The 23,071-nt window shown below is 51.8% G+C and carries 18 protein-coding genes and 1 tRNA gene; 3 read left to right on the top strand and 16 right to left on the bottom strand.

What is annotated here, in order from left to right; translation table 11 throughout:
* Positions 1-3: 3 nt before the first annotated feature.
* From BOC67_RS02505 to BOC67_RS02490, 4 genes are all read right to left on the bottom strand, one after another.
* Entirely contained in the window at positions 4-381 is a 378-nt protein-coding gene (locus tag BOC67_RS02505) for a VOC family protein (RefSeq protein ID WP_291906856.1), read from the bottom strand.
* A 366-nt stretch (positions 382-747) separates the two neighbouring features.
* A tRNA-Leu gene (locus BOC67_RS02500) sits at positions 748-831 on the bottom strand.
* 118 nt (positions 832-949) lie between these two features.
* Positions 950-1,447 carry a DinB family protein gene (locus tag BOC67_RS02495; RefSeq protein WP_291906854.1) on the bottom strand — a complete coding sequence of 166 codons (498 nt, stop codon included), beginning with the start codon at positions 1,445-1,447 and terminating at the stop codon, positions 950-952.
* Positions 1,448-1,696: 249 nt separating this feature from the next.
* Entirely contained in the window at positions 1,697-1,996 is a 300-nt protein-coding gene (locus BOC67_RS02490) for a carbohydrate-binding protein (protein WP_291906852.1), read from the bottom strand.
* Positions 1,997-2,267: 271 nt separating this feature from the next.
* Here BOC67_RS02490 and BOC67_RS02485 point away from each other — a divergent pair, with 271 nt between their 5' ends.
* From BOC67_RS02485 to BOC67_RS02475, 3 genes are all read left to right on the top strand, one after another.
* Entirely contained in the window at positions 2,268-2,879 is a 612-nt protein-coding gene (locus BOC67_RS02485) for a TetR/AcrR family transcriptional regulator (protein WP_291906849.1), read from the top strand.
* Between the two features lie 91 nt (positions 2,880-2,970).
* Positions 2,971-4,044: a hypothetical protein gene (locus BOC67_RS02480; RefSeq protein ID WP_291906845.1), complete on the top strand. Its 1,074-nt coding sequence runs from the start codon at positions 2,971-2,973 to the stop codon at positions 4,042-4,044.
* Between the two features lie 87 nt (positions 4,045-4,131).
* Positions 4,132-4,941 carry a universal stress protein gene (locus BOC67_RS02475; RefSeq protein WP_291906843.1) on the top strand — a complete coding sequence of 270 codons (810 nt, stop codon included), beginning with the start codon at positions 4,132-4,134 and terminating at the stop codon, positions 4,939-4,941.
* Between the two features lie 275 nt (positions 4,942-5,216).
* Here BOC67_RS02475 and BOC67_RS02470 read toward each other — a convergent pair whose 3' ends face one another.
* From BOC67_RS02470 to BOC67_RS02415, 12 genes are read right to left on the bottom strand one after another with little or no spacing between them, the layout of a single operon-like run.
* Positions 5,217-7,874, bottom strand: coding sequence for a DUF4157 domain-containing protein (locus tag BOC67_RS02470; protein WP_291906841.1), 2,658 nt, complete (start codon positions 7,872-7,874; stop codon positions 5,217-5,219).
* A 10-nt stretch (positions 7,875-7,884) separates the two neighbouring features.
* Positions 7,885-9,267 (bottom strand): ATP-binding protein, encoded by a 1,383-nt coding sequence (locus BOC67_RS02465; protein ID WP_291906839.1) that lies wholly within the window; start codon positions 9,265-9,267, stop codon positions 7,885-7,887.
* Between the two features lie 13 nt (positions 9,268-9,280).
* Positions 9,281-10,729: a contractile injection system tape measure protein gene (locus tag BOC67_RS02460; RefSeq protein WP_291906836.1), complete on the bottom strand. Its 1,449-nt coding sequence runs from the start codon at positions 10,727-10,729 to the stop codon at positions 9,281-9,283.
* Between the two features lie 10 nt (positions 10,730-10,739).
* Positions 10,740-14,261 (bottom strand): hypothetical protein, encoded by a 3,522-nt coding sequence (locus BOC67_RS02455; RefSeq protein ID WP_291906834.1) that lies wholly within the window; start codon positions 14,259-14,261, stop codon positions 10,740-10,742.
* Between the two features lie 27 nt (positions 14,262-14,288).
* A complete protein-coding gene (locus BOC67_RS02450; protein ID WP_291906831.1) occupies positions 14,289-18,824 on the bottom strand; it encodes a hypothetical protein in 4,536 nt (1,511 codons plus the stop codon).
* Positions 18,825-18,881: 57 nt separating this feature from the next.
* Positions 18,882-19,298 carry a GPW/gp25 family protein gene (locus BOC67_RS02445; protein WP_291906829.1) on the bottom strand — a complete coding sequence of 139 codons (417 nt, stop codon included), beginning with the start codon at positions 19,296-19,298 and terminating at the stop codon, positions 18,882-18,884.
* Positions 19,299-19,331: 33 nt separating this feature from the next.
* Positions 19,332-19,631 (bottom strand): PAAR domain-containing protein, encoded by a 300-nt coding sequence (locus tag BOC67_RS02440; RefSeq protein WP_291906827.1) that lies wholly within the window; start codon positions 19,629-19,631, stop codon positions 19,332-19,334.
* 10 nt (positions 19,632-19,641) lie between these two features.
* Positions 19,642-21,279, bottom strand: a complete 1,638-nt coding sequence (vgrG, locus tag BOC67_RS02435; protein WP_291906824.1) for a type VI secretion system tip protein VgrG — start codon at positions 21,277-21,279, stop codon at positions 19,642-19,644.
* A gap of 21 nt (positions 21,280-21,300) precedes the next feature.
* Positions 21,301-21,981 (bottom strand): hypothetical protein, encoded by a 681-nt coding sequence (locus BOC67_RS02430; protein ID WP_291906822.1) that lies wholly within the window; start codon positions 21,979-21,981, stop codon positions 21,301-21,303.
* The gene (locus BOC67_RS02425) at positions 21,981-22,142 is read right to left on the bottom strand and encodes a DUF5908 family protein (protein ID WP_291906819.1); all 162 of its coding nucleotides are present in this window, start codon (positions 22,140-22,142) and stop codon (positions 21,981-21,983) included. Before BOC67_RS02425 ends, BOC67_RS02430 begins: the two co-directional genes overlap by 1 nt.
* 5 nt (positions 22,143-22,147) lie before the next feature.
* Entirely contained in the window at positions 22,148-22,615 is a 468-nt protein-coding gene (locus BOC67_RS02420; RefSeq protein ID WP_291906817.1) for a phage tail protein, read from the bottom strand.
* A gap of 2 nt (positions 22,616-22,617) precedes the next feature.
* A complete protein-coding gene (locus BOC67_RS02415; protein WP_291906814.1) occupies positions 22,618-23,052 on the bottom strand; it encodes a phage tail protein in 435 nt (144 codons plus the stop codon).
* Between the last annotated feature and the right edge of the window lie 19 nt (positions 23,053-23,071).

The raw sequence follows: 23,071 nt of genomic DNA, 5'->3' as shown, positions 1-23,071 counted from the left end.
TGGTTAATCCACAGGCTCCCACAGTTCGATGGCATTACCTTCCGGGTCTAGTATATGCACGAACTTCCCGTAATCGTACGTCTTGATTTCGTCTACCATCGTTACGCCGTTTTGCTTCAGTTCTTCCACCAATTTTTCAAGGTTCTCCACCCGGTAATTAATCATAAAGCCTTTGGTAGAAGGTTCGAAGTATTTGGTATCCGCCGGGAAGGTGCTCCAGATGGTAGCGCCCTTTTTTTCGGGATCATCCGCATCCCGCCAGTTGAACATAGCGCCGTATTCAGAAACCGGGATGCCAAGGTTTTTGGCGTACCAGTCGTTCATTGCAGCGGCGTCACTGCATTTAAAAAATATGCCGCCAAGGCCTGTAACTTTTTTCATAAGGTGTATTTATCGTGTATCACAATGTAAGTAAAATATCGGTGCGCCGGCGTTTGCGGATTTATGCATGAGCGTTAGCTATGCCGGACCATTTGGCATAACGGGAAACGCCTGTACTTAGTTTTAAAGGTTGTACTGCACAGCGCCTCCATCATTGAGCGGAAGAGGCTCAAATCCTATATCATTTTTTGGGCCTGGTCTTTTTTGGCGGTTTTATTTGAACATGGCCGTACTGAGAAGTGTGTGTCCTTCAGTGTGTCAACCTTGTATCAACGAAAGTGCGGGTACACGCAGGGTAATTCACGGGATACAGAATTGACCAAAAACAGAAAAGGTTGTAAGTGCTTGACTTACAACCTTTTATAGTGCCCAGAACTGGATTCGAACCAGCACACCCTTGCGAGCGCCGCGACCTGAACACAGTGCGTCTACCAATTTCGCCATCTGGGCAACTCTGATATTGTGTTTCAGGGCTGCAAAAATACGCAAACTTTTGAATTCTCCAAATCTTTCTAAAATAAAATATCAGCCACCATGTTCATAGTGGCTGATATTGAGCAGTTAGTGATTAGTGTTCCCAGAAATGAGGCGGCTCAATTCCCAGGGCCCGCAGGTACACGTACCCTTGTCCGCGGTGGTGAATTTCATTATCGATGAAGTAGAACAGAAGGGATCGAACCGGACCTTCATAAAAACCCCAGGAGTTCTCAATGGCATTGAATCGCTCAACGGTCAGCGCAGGCCATTCCTTGTCGATCTTCTCCGTTACGGCATCCCAGTAAGCCAGGAGCTTTTCTTTGGTATTAATATCCTTTTGGGAGGCTTCCAGCTCTGCCCAGGTAGACCATTTGCCGTAAGCCAGGCCGTCCACACCGGTAGCAATACCGGCCACTTCCAATGCCAGCGCACTGAACGGACGCATGCCGCCTACTGAAAACTCAAATAACTCTTTCTCAGGAAATGCCTCGATCACACGACGGGTCAACCCGCGATGGCCTTGCCAGTACTTTAATAACTCTTCAGGGGTAATGATGGGACGGGTTGCGTTCATAGTTGCTGTAGACATAATTCAAAGGTTTTAATCGGTTTGTAATGATAACAATACAAAATTGAAACAGGTTTGTGACAACAGTATGTCAGCAGTGAAAATTAAATTTTAAAAAAAATTGGAGACAGGCGGAAATACCCGGAAAGATTATTCATTAATACCCGCAAAAAATACCCGGTAATTCCAGGTAACACAAAGGCTACAGCACTGCGCCGCAACAAAACTAGGAGTAAAGAGCTGCCCTTGGCCATGCCGGCCATATGCTAATCAGTAATTCCAAATAAAGGAAAAAGCTACAATACTGAAAGAAGAACTGCCGCGGGCGACTATAAAAAGGTCATGCACCCCCTCGGCATGTTTTAAATTTCCCACCAGCTTCAACGCATAGGTGGTATCGCCGGTAAAAGGAACTTCCAGGGTGCCAATGATTTTTCCCTTGGGCTTGTCAATCCGGAATTCCAACTTGGAACCTTTGTCTTTGGTCGTTTTATTTACCTCCACCTGGAACCCTATCTCTCCCAAACTTAAATTTACCTGGCTAAACCCGAGGTAACTCCCGTTCTGCATCTTGAACTCCGTTTCATATTTTTTTGCAGATGACGCTGCCGGGACCGCCTGGCCACAAACAGTCATCGCCTTCAAAGCAAAAAACATAAACAGGATAAACCTCATAGGGACATAGGATATAATCACTCATTCACTGCCAACACTCATCTGTTATGAGTGAAACTAATGAATAAACAGCATAAAATTAAGGAATTATGCATAAATATATCAAAATAATAACATACAATCCATCTTCTTAAAAAATAGTACATTTGCCCTAACCAAATAAAATATGACCACAAAGGAGAAAATACTCGCCGCAGCACTGAAATTGTATAACGAACAAGGCACCGATGCGATCACCATCCGGCACATCGCCAAAGAAATAAATATCAGCCACGGCAACCTCCAATACCATTACAAAAACACGGAAGAAATTATCCTGGCGCTGTTCAACCAGCTCACCGCTGCTATGGACGCCGCCATGGCCCGTGCCGAAGAAGTTGCCCACCCCAGCTTCCGGCAACTGCTGCTGGATGCGGAAGTATTTTTCGACATCTGCTATCAATACCGCTTCCTCTTCCTGCACTTCGTGGCCGTTATCCAGAAAGTGCCGGAGATCAGAACCCGTTACAATAACATGGACGCGCAACGCGAAGTACAGTTCAGCCGTATGTTCAAAGCCTACCGCGATCATGGCATTTTCCGCAACGATCTACCAGAGCAGGTCTGGAAGGACCTCATTCCGCAAATGTATATCTACGCCGACTTCTGGCTGGCGCATAACGAAATCAAGACCGGCCTCAAAGGCAAGAAAGCAATCCGGCATTATGTGAACATGCTCAGCAGCTTCTTTTATCCATACCTTACTGCCAAAGGCATTGCCAGCATGCAGTCAGCCTGACATGATAATTATCAAGCCAGGTCATGACGGGGCTCATTTTTGGTGAACTTTACAACCACTAGCTTTGTTAAACCACCAAAAGCGAAATGATATGCAAGCACAAGATGTATTACAATTGAGTCAACTTCGCGGCGAACCAGCAGTTACCGTCCTTGTTTCTACCCACCGTACCCATCCGGACAATAAACGCGATAGCATTAACCTTAAAAACCTGGTCAGCACTGCTGAAAAACAGTTGTACGACCTGTACGATAAACGCACCGTGTGGCCGATTGTAGAAAAGATCAAAGAACTGGAGACAGGCGTTAACCACCAGTACAACCTGGATAGCCTTGTTATTTATGCTTCCGAAAATTTCGGCAGAATTTATAACCTCCCGGTTCCTACAACAGATAGGATCATTATCGGGAAAAGATTTGAAATCAGGCCCCTGCTCAAAGCAATGCAGCATGCCACCCATTATTACGCCATTACGGTGAGTCGCCATAAAATCCGGCTCCTCGAAGCTGATAACGATTCGCTGATCCGGGAAGTGCATAACGAAGATTTTCCATTCGAAAACACTACCTACTTTACTACGGATCCCATGAAGCTGCAGCAGGACTCCGTTACGGACGACCTCATCAAGGAGTTCTTCAACGTGGCGGACAAACGCTTCAAAAAATACTACAACGAAAATCCGCTGCCGGTGATCCTGCTCGGCGATGTGAAAATGCTGGCGTATTACCAGGAACAAATGGATATCAAAGGCATCGTAACCGGTACGATTCATGGCGGCTATGACGATACGGTTGACCACGAAATTCCGCGTATAGTCGAACCCGTACTCAAAGCATTACAGGCCCAAAAACAAGAGGAAGCCAGGGAGGCCATCAGCACGGCACAATCCCAGCAACGCCTGCTCACGGACCTGTCCGATATTTATCGTGCAGCCGTAGACGGTAGTGCCGACACCTTGTACGTGGAAAGTAACTTCTTCCGGCCGGGCACCATCCACGATGGCAGCATTACCCTTCATCCGGAAGAAACGGACAATAAAGACCTCTCCTATGACGTGCTGCTACCCATCCTGGAAACAGTGCTGCAGAAGAGCGGGAAAGCTATCTTTGTGGAGGAAGGACTGCTGAAAGATTATCAGGGAATAGCCCTGGTGACCAGATATTGATACAGTACGTTGTTTCATCTGTTGTGACCCGCAGCGCCTGCAATTAACACTGCAGGCGCTGACTATTTTCAAAATCACGCTTATAATATGAAAATACTAGTTCCGACAGACTTCTCCGAAACCTCCATCAATGCCGCCGGCTATGCGCTCCAGCTTACGTCGCAGCATACCAGGGCAGATGTGATCCTGTATCACTCCTATAACGTCCTGCAGATCTCCGGCGTCCCGATGCCTATACTTCCGGAAGACGGTCCGGCCTTCCGGGAGCGCATTTTTAAGGAACTGACCAAAATCAAGGAAAAATTTGCACACGTCACACCTGCTACTACCACGGTCAGCTGCGAGGCGGACGAGCTGCCCTTCCTGGAAGGCATGCAGGAAATCATTGATGTACGCAGCATCAACCTCGTAGTCATGGGCATCACCGGTAAAAGCGGCATCCAAAAGGCGCTGATCGGCAGCAATACGCTCGCCGCTACGGAAAAAATCCATGTTCCTATCATCATCGTTCCGGAAACGGCTGCCTACTCCCCGCTGAAGAAGGTAGTGTTTGCCTATAACCGCCGGCAACCGCTGCTCAGCCGGCAAAGCAACGCCATCATGGATTTTACCGCCAAGGTACATGCCCATCTCGATGTGCTTTACATCGGCGAAGATCAACACCTCAACGCGGCAAAACAAGACATTCAGAAATTACTGCATATTGATAATATCTCCTACTACACCATAAAACACAACGATACTGCCAAAGATATACTCACCTTCGCGGATACCAATCACGCGGACCTGCTGCTGGCTTTGCCGGGCAAATACGGTTTCCTGCAGGACCTGTTTCATAAAAGCGTTACCAAACAGCTGGCGTATAAGACTAAAGTTCCTTTGATGGTAATCAGTTAGGAGGATGCTGTACCAGGAGCTTTACCTGAAAGGCATGACACCCTCCAAGACCTATACAGCCCATCAGCTAGGAGGCCGCTGCACCAGGAACTTTACCTGAAAGGCATGACACCCTCCAAGACCTATACAACCTATCAGTTAAGTGGCCGCTGCACCAGGAACTTTACCTGAAAGGCATGACACCCTCCAAGACCTATACAACCTATCAGTTAAGTGGCCGCTGCACCAGGAACTTTACCTGAAAGGCATGACACCCTCCAACCCCATACAGCCCATCAGTTAGGAGGCCGCTGTAACGGCGGCGTGGCTGGCGGCCCCTGTGGCGGCGTTTGTTGCTGCGGCTGCGGCCCAATCGGAACAGGCGCAATATCCGGCGCCGGTATGGGTTCTTCCGGCTGTCTTACCTCCTGCGCGCCCCGGGCGGTTGAGTAATTACAGCCTTGCACAGGCGCCCCACCAAGAGAGAACCTTTCGCATTCCGCCAGCGCATCGGAATCACTTCTATGCACCCGTGTAGGCGGACCAAAGAGATGCCTGGATTCTGCCAATTGCTGCCTGCGATCGCATTCAGCCCCCGTAATCGGTACCGTCACCGCAGCATGCGGTGTGGATGGGCCCCTCGCCGGCAATGGCGGGCGTAATTTCACCGTTGCCATCCGGAACATCTGGAAGATGCGCTCCCAGGGCCTGCGGCCACGGCCATTATTTGCCACAAACTGGTCTACCGATTCAATGACACGGTTGGCCAGTGGAGAAGCTTCCGTAAGGCCGAACAGCGTGAGCCGCTGCGAGCGGTCCGTCACCTCCCTGAATAAACCCAGGAATTCGTTGCTAAGGTCGCGGTTGGAAAATTCCGCGCCAATCAAATGCCCGGTTAACTCAGCGGCGGACTGGAAGCCATGCGACCTGATCACATCCACCAGGTGGCTGCCTGGTTCAGGCGCAGGCGCTGCGCCTAACAGCTCGCCCCTTCCTATATCCACCGGCAACGAGGTGCCGGCAGGCACCTGCGCACGTATCAAATTTCTCCATGCTACGCCACGGTTCAAGGCCAGCGTTTCATTAATAGCGCGTTCCCCGCCCTCCGGTGAAGCATAACCCCGTATGCTTACAATCGTGGAGCCTGCGGCCACCTGCCGCACTACCTCTGCCAGGTTGGCCTGGTTGGCGGATATCAGGTCTGGCTCGCCAGTGGGCTCCTGGGTTGAATTCCATTCAAAGTAATGCTGGATATCCTGATCCGGCAAAGGCGTCGGCTCAGGAGCAGGGGTATCATCCTCCTGCTGCAAATTGTCACAGGTATAGATCCTGTGTGGCGGCGGACAAATACAGGTCCGGCGTTCGCAACGAGGTACTTCGGGCGTGGTATCCCGGCCATAATCCAGCGTCACCATAAAATCCTGCCCCTGATCTCCTACTCTTCCTGTTGGTACGCCTATGGTCCATCGTCCCAGGGAAATGCCTCCCCTAACGGACCACTCATGCGGATTTCTGATGCCGGGAGGGAGATTCCAAAACATGTAATCACCGCCTAATTGCAATCTCGTAGGCAGGCCCATTATCCTGGGTAATCCGAAATTCAGATCAAGGCCCAAGCCCCGGCCTAAAAAACCGGATGAAATGGAGCCCGGCCCCGTACCACTGCCCTCATTGCTCAACCGGCCCAATAAAGAGATGCGGTGTGTGAGGCCGCCCCCGCGAAATGTGAGGTCCGAACCAAGGGAGGCCGTTCCTTCCGGCTCACCGCGGCCATTCAGCCAATCATTAGCCTGACTTTCAAATTGTACATAGGTATCGGAACGCAAATCCCGCCGGCAATAGGAGAACGCAATAACAAAATTATTCAGGTCAGGATTCGTGAACCAGCCCGTTCTCTCCGAAGTACTTCCCTGCCGGCATTCGCACTGCGACAGTTGTCGTGTAATCCTTGGCGTTATAGTCACATTATCTCTTCGCTCTGCCGGCAGTTCAATAGTACGGGAAGTGCCGACATCCTGGGGCGTAGCATACTCCGCTACACGCCGGATTACTTTCCGGTCAACATTTTTTCCGCCACCTGATTGCTGCAGGGTATGCGTCAGCTCATGCGCCAGGAGGCGCTTGCCGGAGCTTGTATCGGGATTGTACTTTCCGGAATTGAAATAAATATCGTTACCAATGGTAAATGCCTGGGCATTCAGTTCCCTGGATAGGCTGGCTGCATAGCTGCCGTCATGAATGCGCACCCCGGAAAAATCGGTACCAAACCGGCTCTCCATAAACTCCCTGGTATGGGATGCCATCGCAGTCCCGCCTCCCCGTGTTGCAGCAATGCTATCGCTTACCGCGCTGCTTACCTGGCTGCCTCCCCCTCCGTTACTACTTCTGCGGATCGTGGAAGCGAGCGATGCAGGCGGCAGGGATGCTTTTTTATCCGCAGCGTCACACGCAGCGCAGCGGCGGATCACCAGCCCGCCTTCCGTTTTACGCTGCACTTCACCGGCTTCTTCCTGCTCACACGCGGCGCATTTGCGTTGTACTTTTTCTTCCTTATCCCCGGCCTCACAGGCAGTGCAACGGCGAATCACCAGTCCGTCTTCCGTTTTACGCTGCACTTCACCTGCTTCCTCCTGTTCACAGTCCGCACATTTACGCTGTATATTTTCATCCTTTTCAGCCGCTTCACAGGCAGCGCACTTACGTTGCACCGCCACTGGTCCCGCACTGAAGGACACAGGAGATTCGGGCATACGCATGACCTTATCGGCCATGGCATCCGCTTCCGCTTCCTGCGGATCATCCACCGCGCCCAGGCTCAATTTGAATTGCAGCGGCAACCAGGTCGATTCCGCGGCCTCCGTTTGCATTTCAGCCGCGCTGTTAAGATCAGCCTTCACAGCCTCCGCTGCCGGCGTCACCTTGGTATCGGCTACAGCTGTAGTATGTTCGGCCATAAATAAAAATTTATATGGTTTTACCTTCTTTCCTGAATTCTTTGCGAATGCCTGCTACCAGGTCATCCGCCGTTATTTCGTTGCCATTCCGGTTCAATGCCATCAAGGAAGCATAATGTACCACGTTGACGATGGCGCCGCCCGATAATTCGTACTGCTGCGCAATCTTTTCCATCGCGCTGGCTGCCGGCGGCAGGGAAGCCTTGCTAAACGCGCCGTTCCATAACCGCAGCCGCTCCCTTGGTTGAGGTTTCGGGAAATGGATGATAGATTGTAAGCGACGCACAAAAGCTTCATCCACGTTGTTCCGCATATTGGAAGCGAGGATCACCAGGCCTGGATATTCTTCCAGGCGTTGCAGGAGGTAGGAAATCTCCTGGTTCGCATAACGGTCATGGGAATCCGAAACCGTGGTACGTTTCCCAAACAAAGCATCCGCTTCGTCGAAGAACAGGATCCAATTCTTGTTCTCTGCGCGGGTAAAAACTTTTTCCAAATTCTTTTCCGTCTCCCCGATGTATTTAGACACGACCATCGAGAGGTCCACCCGGTACACATCCAGTTGGTACATCTTTCCCAAGAGCGCCGCCGTCAGCGTTTTGCCGGTGCCGGGAGGCCCGTGGAACAAGGCTTTATAACCTGGCTTGATCGTTTTGCTCATCCCCCATTCCCGGTACAAAGTTTGACCATGCTGCAGCCAAATCCGCAATTCATCCAGCTGCTTTGCCGTGTAGTCATCCACCACGAGGTCCTCCCAATTCATATTGGTGGTAAGCCTCCTGGCAGGGAAATCAGTGCTGAACTGCGGCTTGCGCAGGTTGCCCACCGTAAAAAAATCCACGTACTCGTTCGACAAGGTCAGGGTGCTGCTGTTAAAGGGTTCTCCGTTACCCGCCTCGATGCTGATGATGTTATGCGCGGAGAAAATATGTTCCGGTTCAAAGAAACCGCTTAGCATAAAACGCAACGCCAGGTCAGTGCCTGCAATCACAAACAATGCCGTTTCAATCGTTGGGATAAATCCGCTGTGGCGGTTTCCCTTTACGCCACCGAATTCAGTAAAGCCCCGTCCGAGGGATTTGTTCACTGTAAAAAAAACGTCCAGCAGTTGCGGTTGCACATGCGGTATGATGGTAAGTACGAGCAACAGGCGTTCCTCCCGGGTTAACTTATAATAATTGGCGAAGGTGGCATATACGGACTGGTCTTCACTCAGGTCCGGCGGTGGAATGGAGGCCGCATCCGGCAGCATTTGCCCGTTGCCGCTCTCCCCTTCCTGCTGGCCAAAGTGCTCACCCAGGCGGGTATTGACCACCTGCATAAACCAGCTGATTTCCCTGGTGAGGCAGGCGGCATTTTCCGTAATACGCACTATTTCGTTCTGTTCGTTCATGATCATTGTGCTTTTACCATTCTACCATTATGAGGTATTTGTTCCAGGGGAAAGTCAGGGTATTATATACCCATGGCACCCCATCCAGTAAGACGTCCAGGGTTTTGCGTTCCACCTGCAACAGCCAGCCATCTTCCTGCTGCGCCAGCAATCCTTCCCGCAGCAGGTAGCTACCTCTTAACCCTGCGATGGTGGTATTCTTTAACATGGGCCAGTGGCCGATAACGGCGTGCAACAAATCATCCGCCTCCTGCTTTTCCGAAGCTTCCAGTATCACGTCCGCCGGAACCGGCGCTGCCAGCGGCAAACCGCAGATGACCTTTTCCAGCGCCAAGGCATATTCCTCCGCCGCCGTATCGCCGGTGGCCAGGTAATGCAGCAGGTGTATAGCTTTGAAGCGGGCGGCATGGCTGATCCACTCCTTCTTCTCCGCATCCCAGCATTGCAGCACCGTTAAAAATTTTGTCAGGAAAGGAGCCAATAACACCAGCCCTGCGGTGGATACCAGTACTTTCTCTGCTGCCGTTGCAGAAGGGTCGTCTATTGGCAATTGTTCCAGCAGTTCCTCATAAGGAAGCTCCGCAGGTAAATTGCCTGATGTGGTTAGTTCCTCACTATGATCCTTACTAACAAGCATGGATATACCGGAAATGGCCGGCAATCCGCGTATTAATTGTTCCCTGGTTTGATCCGGCAGCGTAGCTTCCGCATTCGCAAGGAGCTGGTACAGGATTTTGTATACCAGCTCCTGCCGCGGCCTTGTCCTGGATGCCGGCACATGCATGAGTACCAGCTTCAACAGGGAAGGCGTTAACAATTCCGGCAACTCATTATTGCTTGTTTTTAAATTTTCAGGGAGCTGCCCGTGCAATTGGTTGAGCGTTTCCTTTGCCGCTGCCAGCAGTTCTGCTGATAACGGCTGCAAACTTATAATTTGCCCTTGCATGGTAGCGGGAACTTGCCAGGCGATCCGCCACCAGACCTGCTCCGGCGCAGCGTTTTGCAACCACCGGCTGAAGTCCTGCGCCTGCTCCGCTAACACCTGTTTTACCAGTCCGGCGACGCCATTCACCTCCCCTGTTGCAAACCAGGGAAGCCTTCCGTTGACCAGGAAATATTGCAGCAATGCCAGCGGCGAGGTGTCGGCAAAAAAGCCGGATGCGGCAGCACCGCCAACAGCCATTGCCCCTGTTTTTTGCCGCAATGCTTCTTCCAGCTTGTACTCCAGCACCTTCTCAACATCTTCCCGGAATCCGAAAGGCGTCATAGTGCCGAGGTCCAGCTCCAGTTTATCGATCCGCAGGTACACGCCATCGCCTGCATATTTGGAGCACACTTTATCTATTACCTCCGTTACCTGTTCCTGCAAGGTGGTAGTGAAGTTATGACGCAGGTTCAGCGCCAGCATTTCATCCTTGCAGGCCAGTTCGAATTCCAGTTTATTGATAAGGTGTCGTGGCATGGACCAGGTATTAATCGTGACTGCAATCTTCTTCACAGGAGCCACATGGCGTCAGGTGATTCAGCGTATCCACGAGCGGATCCGTTTTTTCATAACCCGGCATTTCCGTCTGGGCTATTTCCAGCAGCCATCCCTTGTACACCTCTTCAAACTTTTGCATCTGGCTGATGCCCACCCATTCTATCCTGGGCACGACATGCGCCGGGAACTCCGTCTGGATCGTCTTCTCCACGAAATGGCGATAAGTTTCGCTGCGGAAGCGTTTCGGCCAGCAGGGCAGCAAAACGGTTGCCCGGAAGGAATACGGATCTTCATTGTTATCGCAGGGATTAGCTTTGCAGTACCAATCCATCATATAGCCAAAGTATATGATCAGGCCTTTGATTTCATCTTCGATATCATCATCGATCTGTACGCCTTGCTGCTCCTGCAGCTGTGTTTTTTTATTGTAGAGGAAGCTGCTCCTGGCCAGCACTTTTTTCTTATCGCCCAGGATACTGAAGCGATATTTTATGCCGGTAGAAGCATCCTTTCCATTGTCTTCAATTACGTAATTGACCCGTTCGGATCCGTATTGCTGCAGGTCGCGGATGCGTTGCGCCATCAGCGGATAAGAGCGGAACTTGAGCATTTTCGGCGGCTTGCCGTCCGGGAAGGTATCCTGGAACAGCACGGAGAGCGGCTCCATTACATTGGTAGTTTTATTCAGCCTGTTGCGGAAGTACTCAAGTATCCAGGGCATTTTATCATAGCATTTATCTGCCGGCACCCGGGAAATCTTTTTCCAATAGTCGGGGTCCTCCGTGTTTTCACCGAGGCCAATGCCCAGGTCGCAGGGATTCAGGCAGATGTCCAGCAGGCTGGCATCATCCTGCCGGGGAGGATCGCTTTCATCCATCAGTATATCCAAACGCGGCCGCAGTAAAATATGCTCCACTACATGCATTCCTTCATTGGCATTTACCTGCGCAATGAGCGCCAGGATACGCTGAAAGGCCTTTTCCCTCTCCTCTTTGGTATCATACCGCTCGCTGACTGCCAGCAGCACTGCATTATTAAAATCCGGGCCGTCATATAATTCAAACCAGAAAGAACCCAGCTGCCCGGCTATTTTACGGCTGCGTTGTTTCAGTTCATCATGAAACTGGTAATGTAACCGTATATCCGCATTGGCAATGATATCTCCCAGTAACAGATCCGTACAGCAGCCATCGACCACCTTTACGCTGGTCAGCAGCACTTTATTATTATGTTCTTTATCCACCAGCTTAATGATGTTCAGGTGCTGATTACGTTTATTCACCTCCCAGGTTTGTTGTTTGTTTTTTTCGTCCTGTATCATGGAAGCTTCTACCACCAGGGATTCCGGCGTAAGCGAACGGCGGGAAATCTTATTGAATCCCAGCAGCCGGCCCACTCTCCGTTCCGCACCGCTGACATTGCGGGTATCCCATATTTCCTGTTTGGAATAATTGTACCCCTTGCCCCGATTGCTGCTGATTTTGATATATTCCTTATTCTTCAGCACCCTGGATTTATCGTGCATCATGCGCGTAGCCAGGTCTTCCGGGGCAATCCAGCCGTTGATGGTTTCGTATTCGCTCATATCTTCCGCGAACCTTGCCAGGAGGTGGTTCAGGAAAATATTCCTCCTTTCGAGGAAGGTTTCATTAGATTCCGTGATCAGCTGCAGGACTGCTGCAAAGTCCTGCACGATGGCGTCCGGTTGGTCCGCCGGCAGGTTCTTCGGGTTCATCAGCAGCTCGGAGAGTTTTTCCAATTCATTCACTACGCCTGTAAAGTAGGTATGCGGCACTTCATCATCAAAAGAGAAGAGGTCGCGCAGGTGATTGAGCTGTACCAGGTGTTCCTTCAGCAGTTGTTCAAAAAAGAGGAGGTATCCTCTCAATTGCAAGGCCTGCACCTGCCTTGGCTGATCCGCTTCGGGCGGCAGTCCTGCCCTGTCGCTCACGCCGTAATACATAGGAAGCGAGTAGGTAACCGGGTAGTAATCTTCCAGGTTCATATACTCGCCTACCGGCACTTTGAAATCCACCTGCTGCCCCTGCAGCTTATAGGTACGTTCCAGTTTTTTAAGGTCTTCAAACAGTTTGTTCATGCGGGCCGGGTTACGGTCAGCGTCTTTACCCAGGTTGTAGGTAAACATCTCCCGTTGTTTACAGCAAACCACTATGGACAAAGCCGTTTTTACCCGGGCTATTTTACGTTCGGCGCCGAGCAGCGTTACCCATTCGTTGAAATACTCCCGTGGATCGCCGTTATGATTTTCATCTGCAGGGATGTGGAGGTAGTTAATGGCCTTGATGCCCGGGATGTCCGCCACTTCATTCACGATATCGGATAAACGGATATCGCGGTACAGGGAAGTTTTATCCAGGTCTTTATTGTCGATGAAACCATGTTCCAGCGGCGGGCCTTCGAATATTTCATCAATGAGGTAGCCCTTGGCCTGCATCTGTTCAATGGTATAGAAAGGCACCGAAGGCGTGAAATATTTATAGATCGTAAAAAACAGTTGCGCCACTACCTGGTCCGGGTCTGCCGCTTCGTCCAGTTCTATGGCGGCGTGTACGCCTACATCTTCATATTCCACGGTATCAACGGACAGGAAGTCCTCGCAGAGGTTCCGGTTTTTAAGCAGGCGGTCCATCACCTGTTGCCGCACTTCCTCCCGCTGGTCTTCCGCCAGCACATCCTCTTCATAGGCGATCATGACTTTATACAGGCCTTCCAGTTCCACTATTTTTGGCGGCGTCACCGGATTGGCGGCCGCTAAAAATTCCAACGCTGTTTTAATCAGTCGCATTACCGCTTTGTTCTTTTCAATCTGTGCTTCCGCTTTTTGAATTTCTGCTTCCAGGGTGGATTTCGTATAGGGGTCGATATCCGGGTTACTCAACAGGGCTGTATTTTTCGTGATCAGGGCTTCCCACTGCTGGGAATCCTTCATGATGGCGGCGTTGCGCTCATTCATTGCATCAGCAGCCTTTTGCCGGTTTTCCCGTATCTGGTCATTGCTCTGCTGAATGGTGCCCAGTTTGCCGTAACAGAGCCTGGGTTCCGGCCCGTCCTCATTGCAGCCGCAGTGATGATCTTCCAGGGATACGGTGTTGTAATCCACCCATACCGGCACTTCATATTCTTTGGCCGGTTCAATCCAGGCGTTCCTCACTCCTTTCACATCGATGATAAACTTGCGGTAATCATTGATGGTGAGCGGCGCATTATGCAGGATTTCCCGGGCTGTATAGAAAATATTTTGCCAGGTATCATCTGCGAGTTGTTCCGGCGCCAGGAGGTCCGCTATGTCGAACCCATTACGGTAAGCCAAGTCTGTAATGGCATAGCATACCGCTTCCAGGATGGTGATGCCGGGGTCGGAGAAATTGTAGTCCGTCCAGATATCACTGGAAAGCGCTTCAATATGTTTGATACCCTCCCTGCGAAGGTGTACATAATCTTCAGCGGGTTGCAGCGGGTTTGCTTTTATTAATGAAACTGGAGCGTCCATGAGTCCTGATTTAAGCTTGATCGAATGTTATTGCTTAGGTTTTTTCCGGGGAGATGTAGCGGCTTTGCGGCCCTTTGGTTTCGGCGGGGCCTTAGGCGCATCGTCTGCGGTATTCCGTTGAGGCGTGGCCGTTGGGGTGGTTGCTACGTCCTTTACCGGATTTGCTTCCTTTGCCGTACCTGCAGCCGTTACTGTATTTGCCTCTTTCACCGTATTTGCTTCCTTTCCCGTACCTGCAACCGTTACTGTATTCCCCTCTTTCACCGTATTTGCTTCCTTTGCCGTACGTACAGCCGTTGCTGTACCCGCGTCTTTCACCGCACCCGCTTCCTTTGCTGTACCTACCGCCGTTACCGCACCCGCTTCCTTAACCATATTCACATCCGGAGCGGTAGCCTTCAACCGGGAGTAATCCTCCGCCGTTACCACGTTCACCACCTCCGCCGGGGCGGGGCGGTTCCTTTGCTCGCAGGGCGAAAGCACCGGCGCTGCCTTGTAGGGAATAATGATGTGCTTTGGTACAGATACCAGGATGGAGCGCGGCGTAGACGGTACCGCTACTACCACGCCTGTAAAGTCAGTCGAAGCAAGCAAAGCAGCTTCCACGTCATCACAATTCCGCGCCTCCAGGAGCCCCTTACCCAGGTCATCGTCCGGAGCCCTGTCCGTTACAATGCGCCCATCGGAAGGGCAACAATCCTTTTTACAAACGAACATGGCAAAATCCGCAATGAAGTCCACATAAGGGCGTTCTTCGATAAAGTTGATAATGTTAGAGGCATACACCTTTTGGCCGAATACCGGCACGGCATCCTCGTCAAACGCCCATGGCGTCAGGAAGCGCACAATTTCATCATTCAGCTTTTTCAGGTAATAACCTTTATCCGTACCGTCGGTAAACTGTACCCGGAAGGCTACCATCACCTGTTCGTATAACGGGTTTCTCGCCCGCACTTTTACAAATGGGGAAGTGCGTTGCTGCAGGTATTGCTCTATTTCCAGCAAGGTGCGCCTGCTTGTTTTAGGTTGCAGGGGATTCAATGCCGTGCGGTTTTTCAGGTTAGCCAGCGGCACTACCAGCACATGCCCCGGGGCTTTCTGCGGTTCGCAGCAAAGCGGCTCCCCGTTCGGATTTACTGACGCCGGCGCATGCCAGCAGATGCAATCCGGATCTGTATGCGGGATTGTTTTCACTTTATAAATGGAAGGATACCTGTTTAGTACCAGGTGTTCGTAATCCCAGCTGGTGATGGCCCTTCCTTTATGGCGCAGCCGCTCGCTCACGCGGGTGTAAAACTCCCTGCCCACTTCCTTATGCTTACCATCATAGGAAGCAAAAGGCTGATCCACTTTACTGATTTCCGCCACTTTCACCGTAAGCCGGGAAATACTGCCGGCAGGCAATGCCGCATCGAAATGACGCTGATCATTATCCTGATCCACGAAGGTTACTTCCGCTGCCTGCGCCACTACATTGATCAGGTGCGGAAAGCAGTTGGCGTTGGCGGTAACGCTGGCGCACAACCAGCTTAAACCGGAAGTAATAATTGTACTGGCGTTCGTAATATCTTCCGGCACATCAATTTTGATAATACCCGTAGTCTGAAAACCAAAGGTGCCATCGCTCACCAGGCATTCGCCCGGAAGCGGCCTCCATTCATTATTCACCAGGTACGACCAGTTGATGGGCGGCGGGTCCGTTTCGTCATCCTCGGCAGTGCCGTCCGCAAATTCAAACAACAGCGATAAGGTTTGTAAAGGCTGCACGTTTTCCAGGCCGATAAACAGCATGCCTTCCTCCTGCCAGGTTCCGGAATACTGGTTTAGCCGGTTGCTGTTGCTTAAACCGGTGGCATGCAACATGAGTTCCGCCATCACAAGGTCGTTGCGCTTCGCGTTTACTGCAACGGAACTACCGGCCAGGTGGCTGTTATAGCCGCCATTACCGTTACCGTTGTCTTTCTCCAATGCCACATCGAAGGGATTGGTATAGGTAAACTGTGGCAGCAATGCCCGGTCCGCGTCGATCGGGTCGTTGAGGGTACTGTTGCGATGCAGCATCGCCTTCGCAAAGTAACTGCCCGGGTCATTGAAATTCACCATGCCATTGGCGGCAAACTGTTTTTCCTGTAGCTCAATTTCCGCTACCCCGAACGGATATACGTGGAAGAACTGGTCGATACCCCGTTCCAGGCCCAGCTGCCGGCTAACATAGGAAACGGATACCTGGGTGATTTCCAGCATAGCCGCCAGCTCTTGTGGTGGCGGCGGCGGTGGCGGAAACTCTCCTCCACCGGCGGAGGGATTGTACACGTTGGTAATTTTCAGGAAGCCTTTGATGGTATCATTATCCCAGGCTGTAACAGGCAGGATGGGGTCCCGGTAATAGCTCATCTGCTCGGGCGTACCGCTGCCGTATGCGGTGGTGTACACCTGCAGGATATCATGACTCAGTTGTACCTGGCTGAAATTACCGTCCGTCCTGTCTTCCTGGGTGGCCAGCCGTTTCCACTGCTTATCCACCAGGATGTTCACGGCTACATCCGCATTGGTTCCCAGCCCTGCCAGGTCGCCGGTACGTTGAATATTGACTCCCAGTGCATTCAGCTCTTTGTTGAACACCTCTTCGCTGCCGATGTAAAAGGATTTTCCTCTTACCGGATAAAGCGTGAAGGGATCAAAAGGCTTACTGCTTGGCTGAATGCCGTAATCATTTTGAATCATCAGCTTTTTAAGGCCATCGAAATAAGGGCCCGTATATTCGTTACTGTTAGGACTTGCCTGGTTGCGTAAGGAACCCACCCTCACCTCTATGGAAAAGCCGTCTGCCACCATGTTCCGGTAGTCCGTTGCACTGAGATTCAGCTCCGGATCCAGCATGATGCGCATCACGGGGAAGGAGGTATTGAATGTAAAGTCTTTATATACTTCTTTTTTAAAGCCCACCACGGCAGGGGCCTGCATAGGAAGGTTGATCAGCAGGCAGTAATCGCCGGCAGCCGTTTTATAAGGGCAGTAAGCGGCATATTCCGGTGTGGAATCAGGGAAGACGCCTTTGTTTAAAAGCGCTTCATAAACCGCCGGCAGCCCATAGTTATCCCTGACGTCCACGGTCAGCCATTCTTTTTCTCCACTGAAATAAATCTTGAATGGTTGCTGGGAGGGCACACGGGTGGCAGGTTCCATCAACTTGCTCAGCCCGTCGAAGCGCAGGATGAGGAAGCGGCGCCCACCTTCCAGCAGCAACTGCGGCGAGGCGATGGCAAACCCGATACTGGTTTTATCATTGCGGTATTCTTCCGGGAGCGGTTGATCCAATATCCGGCAAATGCGTTCGCTATAGCGTTCCGCAACGGTAGGCCCCTGGCCGAAGGTAGGCCAGTGGGGATATTTATCCAGGAACTTTGCGCCATGGCCATCCAGCGAGTTGGCCACCGGGCGGGAATAAATCGTACGGAGCATTTTGTTTTGCTCCTCCCCTGCATTGGGGTCTTTATCGATATAGATTGTTTTGAGTTCTTTGACCTTTGCCTGGTTGACCACCAGCGCTTCCGTAGTCAGATAGGTTTGTTCCTTACCGCCGGCATCTTTACCTGCGCTGAGCGCAGTACCCGGGTCTACCGCATAGGAAGCTAGGTCCTTCGCCAGTTCAAAAATGACATGCGCCCGGTCCGGTACAGAGGGACTTTCTTCCAGGTGCAGCACATCGCGGTAATAAAAGTCCAGCATACGGCCGGTAATGCCATTGGCCTGCTGCTGTACGAGGCGGAACAATTGCAGGAAGGCGATGAACAGTCCCATATGCGGCTGATGCGCCGGGAACTCCTGCAGGGCGAACTGCATATAGGCTTCCCCGTTATTGACCAGTTGTTGCAGGGCGCCGTAAAAGCTGAGGAAGATATCATCGATATAGAGCGCTGCATGCCGGATCATATCTTCCGGCGTATCTCCCTCATAGATGGAGTTATCCGCATCGATGGGAGCATCTACCTTCCAGACCGCATCGTTTTCGATGTCTGTAAAATCGATCGTAATATTTTTCTTCACATCCACTGTGCGATAGCCTTCCGCGTAGGCGATCATTTTTTTCACCTGTTCACTGAGGGTGGATTGGATTAGCAGGTGTAAGTCTGCATGCAGCGGATTTCCCGGGATAGCCAGCGAATACCATTCATCCATCAGCGCCATTATGCTCACAATCGGCAGGAAGAGCGCTTCAAAGTTATGCTGGTCCGGCGCTTTATCGACTGCAGCACGGAGCTGGTCGTAAGCGGCTTTCATCTTTGCCGGCCTGGCAGTGGTGACGGCGGCTGCCAGCACCGCCATATCGCGGCGGAAGAATTCCACCCAGGAGGGTTTGGTTCCGGGAGTAACTCCTGGATTTTCCGTTGCAGGCATATCGTAGAAGCGCAGCTGTTCCGCCAGTCGCTTAGCGAAAAGCAGGAGGTCTTCTATGCTGCGGCCGTCGACTGCGGCGTAGGACGGGTCCAGTGCCGCCAGGAAGCGGTTCAGCTGTCCTGAGCCATCACGGGTAACTTCTGTATGACAATGACAATTACTCATCGGAATAATATTTTACTGCTGCATGGGTATGCAGTCCGGTAAATCATTTGAAAATGCTCAGGGTACAATGTTGGTCGCTTCCTTCATATAGAATGGGAAGACGTAATTGTACCTGGTATTGGTGGTGATGATGGAATATTCCACGTTGATCTCCAGGCGCCCCTCTTCCTGGAATGGCGTGGCTACCACGCTTTCCACGATGATCCTGGGTTCATGGTACACCAGTGCGTCCTTCACGATCTTCTCCACCATTGCCACCGTAGGAACATTCATCTGGTCAAATACATGGGGTTGCAGGTTGCAGCCATAATTAGGCAGCATCACCCTTTCTCCGGTAATGGTGTTCAAAATAATTTCGATGCTGTTCCTGACGGCATCTTCTCCTGCGGCCATTTCCTCGCCATACCATTCGCGGCGGAAGGTGGGCGGGAAGTTCCAGCCGGCGCCAAGGAAGGATTTATCTAAAGATTCCATTTGAATGCGTTTTCCGGGTGTTAACGTTAATGGCTATCCGCCAATGATTACTGTGTTGCAACCAACGGTGATGCTGCCTCCGTGCGCTGTGCTGTCGCCCACACGGGCAGCTGGCTTTCCGCCGATCATCACCGTGGCGGAGCCTTTGATAATACTATCCGGCGGGCCTGCGCAGGTACACATGTTGCCTACCGTGGCTGCCGGCATACCGCCAATGAGCACATTAGGCGTGCCCGGCGGCATTATAGGCCCCCCGGTATGCGGTGTGGGCGTGGGAGGCGGATTCGTCATGGGGCAGGTATGGTTGTCGCCTGCTCTTGCTGCTGCGGGCATAACTGTGCATTTAATTGATTAATACCTGTACACCTTTGATGGTTACGTTGCCGGCTCCGGCCTGGATGGTGATGCCGCTGCTGTCCATGCTGATTTTGTTCTGATGCTCATCCCTGATCTCCAATGCGCCGGAGTCGTTATTCAACACCACTGACTTCTCACCGGAACCCGTTTTCACGGACATGGTCAGCCGTTTATTGGTGTCGTCAAAGATGAGGCTGACTTTTTCCTTCGTTACGATGCCGTATTGGGCTGCGCCCTGTTGCTGCGGGAGCGGGGACTTGTGGTTGTCCTTACTGTGGAGGCATCCTAGGATCACCGCTTCCCTGGGATCATCGTTCAAAAATCCCAGTATCACTTCATCCTGCGGCTGCGGGCGGAAGTACACGCCCCGGTCGGGCCCTGCATCCAGTGTGGCCACCCGCGCCCATATGCCTTCATTTCCCGTATTCACCAATGGCACATGTACTTTAACGCGGTACTGTCCTCCATCTTCCTGGTCGTCCACATCCAGCACGATGCCTATCTGCAGGCCATTGACGCCAGGCAGCAGACCGGAGGCAGGTTTATCCATCACGTTTTCCTTTTTGTAAAACCAATCGTCCTGCCAGCCAAACTGCACATCCGAATGCCAGTTGCCATCGAACTGGTGCAGTACCCCGGTTACGAATACATCGCCGTTGAAGCGGTCCCCTACTCCATCCAAAGTGAGGATGCTGCCGGGCTTAATGGCAGCGTTGCCTTCGAGCCGCACCCGGCCAGTTATTTTCGACAACCGGTTGCGCATTGCATACGCGTTGCTCCAGTCCTGCAACTGCTCCTGCGTGAGATGGCCGGAGTGATTCAGTAAGAGTGAAGCTTCGAGCACGCCTGCCAGTTCCTGTGCGGAGGTATTACCATTATCCGTAAAGGAGGTCTGCCCACTGTCAGAAGTTTCCACTTCCTGTTTGGCGAAGTCCCAGGATTGGCTGCTTACGGCGGTTACCTGCCGGCGGGCATCCATCTCGGCTTCAAATTCATAGATATTATCCCCGTAGGTGGCAGTAGCTACCGCGCTGGAACCGGTATCCGGTTTTTTGACGAAGAGCTTACCATCGTCCGTAAAAACCAGCATGCCGTTGGCTTCCGCGCGGGTGAGCAGGAAATCCCAGTCCGTGGCGTCAAACTGTACCAACTGTTTATGCGCTACCGTGGTGCTGTCCACCTCCGGCTGCAATGCGCCTGCCAGCTCTTCGATCGCTTCCTTGTCCGTTTTATTGATGAAATACCTGTTTTTCCGGGCCATGGTCAGCTTCACCGCTTTGTCCTTTGCTTCCAGCAAAAGCACGGGGTGCCCCTGTTGCAAAGCTTTGATGCCATGTTTTACGATGATGCCTTCGAAAACGGTATCTACATTTCCCTGGTAGCCCAGCTGTATGGTGATTTCGTTGCCCGGTTTGAACAAGGATTCCGCGCTGAGCGGAAAATCCCTGTCGGACAGGGAGCCATCCAGCAGTACTACTTTTGCGGAAGCGATCTTGTTGAAAGACTTGTTGACGATGATCTGCGTCAGCAGTATTTCGTTGCTCAGCGGGCTGCCGTTGATCAGGACTTTGTACGATACCAGGTTGGTGTCCTGCTGCGTTCCGGGAGGAAGACTGTCTAACATGCTTTGTTCTGGTTTAAGATGTTATTTTTTGCCCAACGGCGGGAATACCAGCGTAGTACCGGGTACCAGCTTCCTGAAGTTCTTCAGCCTGTTATGCTTCGCTACCTGCAGGTAATAGTGCTGGTTGTTGTAGACCTGGTAGGTCATCAGCGGCAGGAGATCGCCCTCTTCCACCATGCGGCGGTGCGTCAGGTCCGGGGACGACAGCATGCTCACGATACTGCCCAGGGCTTCCGGCGTTCGCTCCGTGAAGGTGGCGTTGATCTTTGCGCGTATAGGCAGCCCTGTTAGGTCGAACATGGTGTAGGTAACCGTACTGGAGTTCAGTACGCAGTTACAGATGAAGGTACCATATTGCACCAGCAGGGAGGCCGGCTTATGCAGGATGCCCCGCATGGAAGTGGTAGCTGCGCGAAACAGCATGATCTGCGCCGTTACGGGAATTTTCACCCCGTTGGTATTTACGCCCGTACCATCGATCATCAGGTCCAGCGAAAAGGAGCGGGCCTTGGTACGCTGGTATTTCTGATCCGAGGTGGACCGCCCGGGGGCTGTGGAAGAGATCCATTCCACGTCCTCCTTGATGGCGAGTGAATCCGGGTTGAACATTGCCAGGAAGGGAGGCCCCATGGGGATCAGCTTATCGCTGACGGGAATGATCTTCAGATTAAAAGGCAGTTTTGCCGCACTTTGAGTGTCCATTATCTTTCATTTTTTTCCCTGATGATTTCCAGCACTTTTTCAACCAGCGAAGCGTCCGCCGCGGTGGGCGGGGGCGAGATGGTCACGGACCCGTTTCCCGAGCTGGCTGCCGGCGTTTCAATTACCGTTCTGATTACCACTTCATTTATTTGTACAGGCATGTTGCTTACATTTTTCGTTCGAAATACTGATAGGCCATTTCCAGTGTTTCAATGACGATACTGTTTTCTGTGGCCCTGAAGTCGGAAGTTTTCCAGGATACCGGGTAAGCCTGCACGATGTTCCAGATGGCGGCAGGCTCCCCCGCTTCATCCAACAGGGTCACCACGATGTCGGCCGGTTTGAAGTCGTACACTACCACCGTGAAGTAGGTGTTCATGGCCGACTTAAACCATTTGAGCAGCGCGCTGCCTTTCAGCAATCCTCTTTTGAGAATGAGGTTACTGTATTTGGCTCTTTTAGGAAGTTTGTACACAAAGCGGTTTTCCCCGCCTTCCTTCAACTCTTCGGTTTCAATTTCGAAGTTGAGTCCACTCACTTCCTGGAAGCGTTGCTCCGTATCCGCATCAGCGCCGTCGACACCCACAAACTCCACTTTAAAGTGGAAGCCTGCCGGCGGATAATAGGTAGGCATTATCAGGCAGTTTTAAGGGTGATTCCTTCATGGGCCAGGTCGATGGACTCGATCGCAATCTCGTTGCCGGTGGCCTTCAGGCCGGGGCCGTCCACTTTCACCGGCCATGCCTGGATGATCGTCCATACAAATACCGGGTTACCTTCATCGTTGAGCAGGGAAATCACGAGGTCGCGGCGCTCTACATTTGGCTGCCCGTTGTTATTGAGCCAGAGGTAGAGTTCATTGTTAGCGGCGGTGATACCTCTTTTCAGCGTAATGTTGCCGGCCTTTTTCAAACCTGGTCTTTTCAGTGGCAAGGTGGCGCCACTCATCAGGCCATCTCGGTAATCGATAGACTGTAATTCCTGCGAAAGCCCGCTTACTTCGGAGAATCCAATGTTATCGCCGCCCCAGGAAACTGAAAAATGGAAGACCGGTAATGGATAGTTTGCCATTGTATTGTTTTTAGAAGAT

The sequence above is a fragment of the Chitinophaga sp. CB10 genome (genome assembly GCA_001870995.2).
Lineage (GTDB): Bacteria > Bacteroidota > Bacteroidia > Chitinophagales > Chitinophagaceae > Chitinophaga.
Note: the sequence above shows the minus strand (reverse complement) of the source record. Positions and strands in the feature narration are given on the sequence as shown.

Excerpts from the sequence above, each read along its gene's own strand:
- BOC67_RS02430 (WP_291906822.1), bottom strand. The coding sequence starts at position 21,981 with ATGGACACTCAAAGTGCGGCAAAACTGCCTTTTAATCTGAAGATCATT.
- vgrG (WP_291906824.1), bottom strand. The coding sequence starts at position 21,279 with ATGTTAGACAGTCTTCCTCCCGGAACGCAGCAGGACACCAACCTGGTA.
- BOC67_RS02450 (WP_291906831.1), bottom strand. The coding sequence starts at position 18,824 with ATGAGTAATTGTCATTGTCATACAGAAGTTACCCGTGATGGCTCAGGA.
- BOC67_RS02460 (WP_291906836.1), bottom strand. The coding sequence starts at position 10,729 with ATGCCACGACACCTTATCAATAAACTGGAATTCGAACTGGCCTGCAAG.
- BOC67_RS02440 (WP_291906827.1), bottom strand. The coding sequence starts at position 19,631 with ATGCCCGCAGCAGCAAGAGCAGGCGACAACCATACCTGCCCCATGACG.
- BOC67_RS02470 (WP_291906841.1), bottom strand. The coding sequence starts at position 7,874 with ATGGCCGAACATACTACAGCTGTAGCCGATACCAAGGTGACGCCGGCA.
- BOC67_RS02490 (WP_291906852.1), bottom strand. The coding sequence starts at position 1,996 with ATGCAGAACGGGAGTTACCTCGGGTTTAGCCAGGTAAATTTAAGTTTG.
- BOC67_RS02495 (WP_291906854.1), bottom strand. The coding sequence starts at position 1,447 with ATGTCTACAGCAACTATGAACGCAACCCGTCCCATCATTACCCCTGAA.
- BOC67_RS02415 (WP_291906814.1), bottom strand. The coding sequence starts at position 23,052 with ATGGCAAACTATCCATTACCGGTCTTCCATTTTTCAGTTTCCTGGGGC.
- BOC67_RS02475 (WP_291906843.1), top strand. The coding sequence starts at position 4,132 with ATGAAAATACTAGTTCCGACAGACTTCTCCGAAACCTCCATCAATGCC.
- BOC67_RS02465 (WP_291906839.1), bottom strand. The coding sequence starts at position 9,267 with ATGAACGAACAGAACGAAATAGTGCGTATTACGGAAAATGCCGCCTGC.
- BOC67_RS02425 (WP_291906819.1), bottom strand. The coding sequence starts at position 22,142 with ATGCCTGTACAAATAAATGAAGTGGTAATCAGAACGGTAATTGAAACG.
- BOC67_RS02505 (WP_291906856.1), bottom strand. The coding sequence starts at position 381 with ATGAAAAAAGTTACAGGCCTTGGCGGCATATTTTTTAAATGCAGTGAC.
- BOC67_RS02455 (WP_291906834.1), bottom strand. The coding sequence starts at position 14,261 with ATGGACGCTCCAGTTTCATTAATAAAAGCAAACCCGCTGCAACCCGCT.
- BOC67_RS02420 (WP_291906817.1), bottom strand. The coding sequence starts at position 22,615 with ATGCCTACCTATTATCCGCCGGCAGGCTTCCACTTTAAAGTGGAGTTT.
- BOC67_RS02485 (WP_291906849.1), top strand. The coding sequence starts at position 2,268 with ATGACCACAAAGGAGAAAATACTCGCCGCAGCACTGAAATTGTATAAC.
- BOC67_RS02480 (WP_291906845.1), top strand. The coding sequence starts at position 2,971 with ATGCAAGCACAAGATGTATTACAATTGAGTCAACTTCGCGGCGAACCA.
- BOC67_RS02445 (WP_291906829.1), bottom strand. The coding sequence starts at position 19,298 with ATGGAATCTTTAGATAAATCCTTCCTTGGCGCCGGCTGGAACTTCCCG.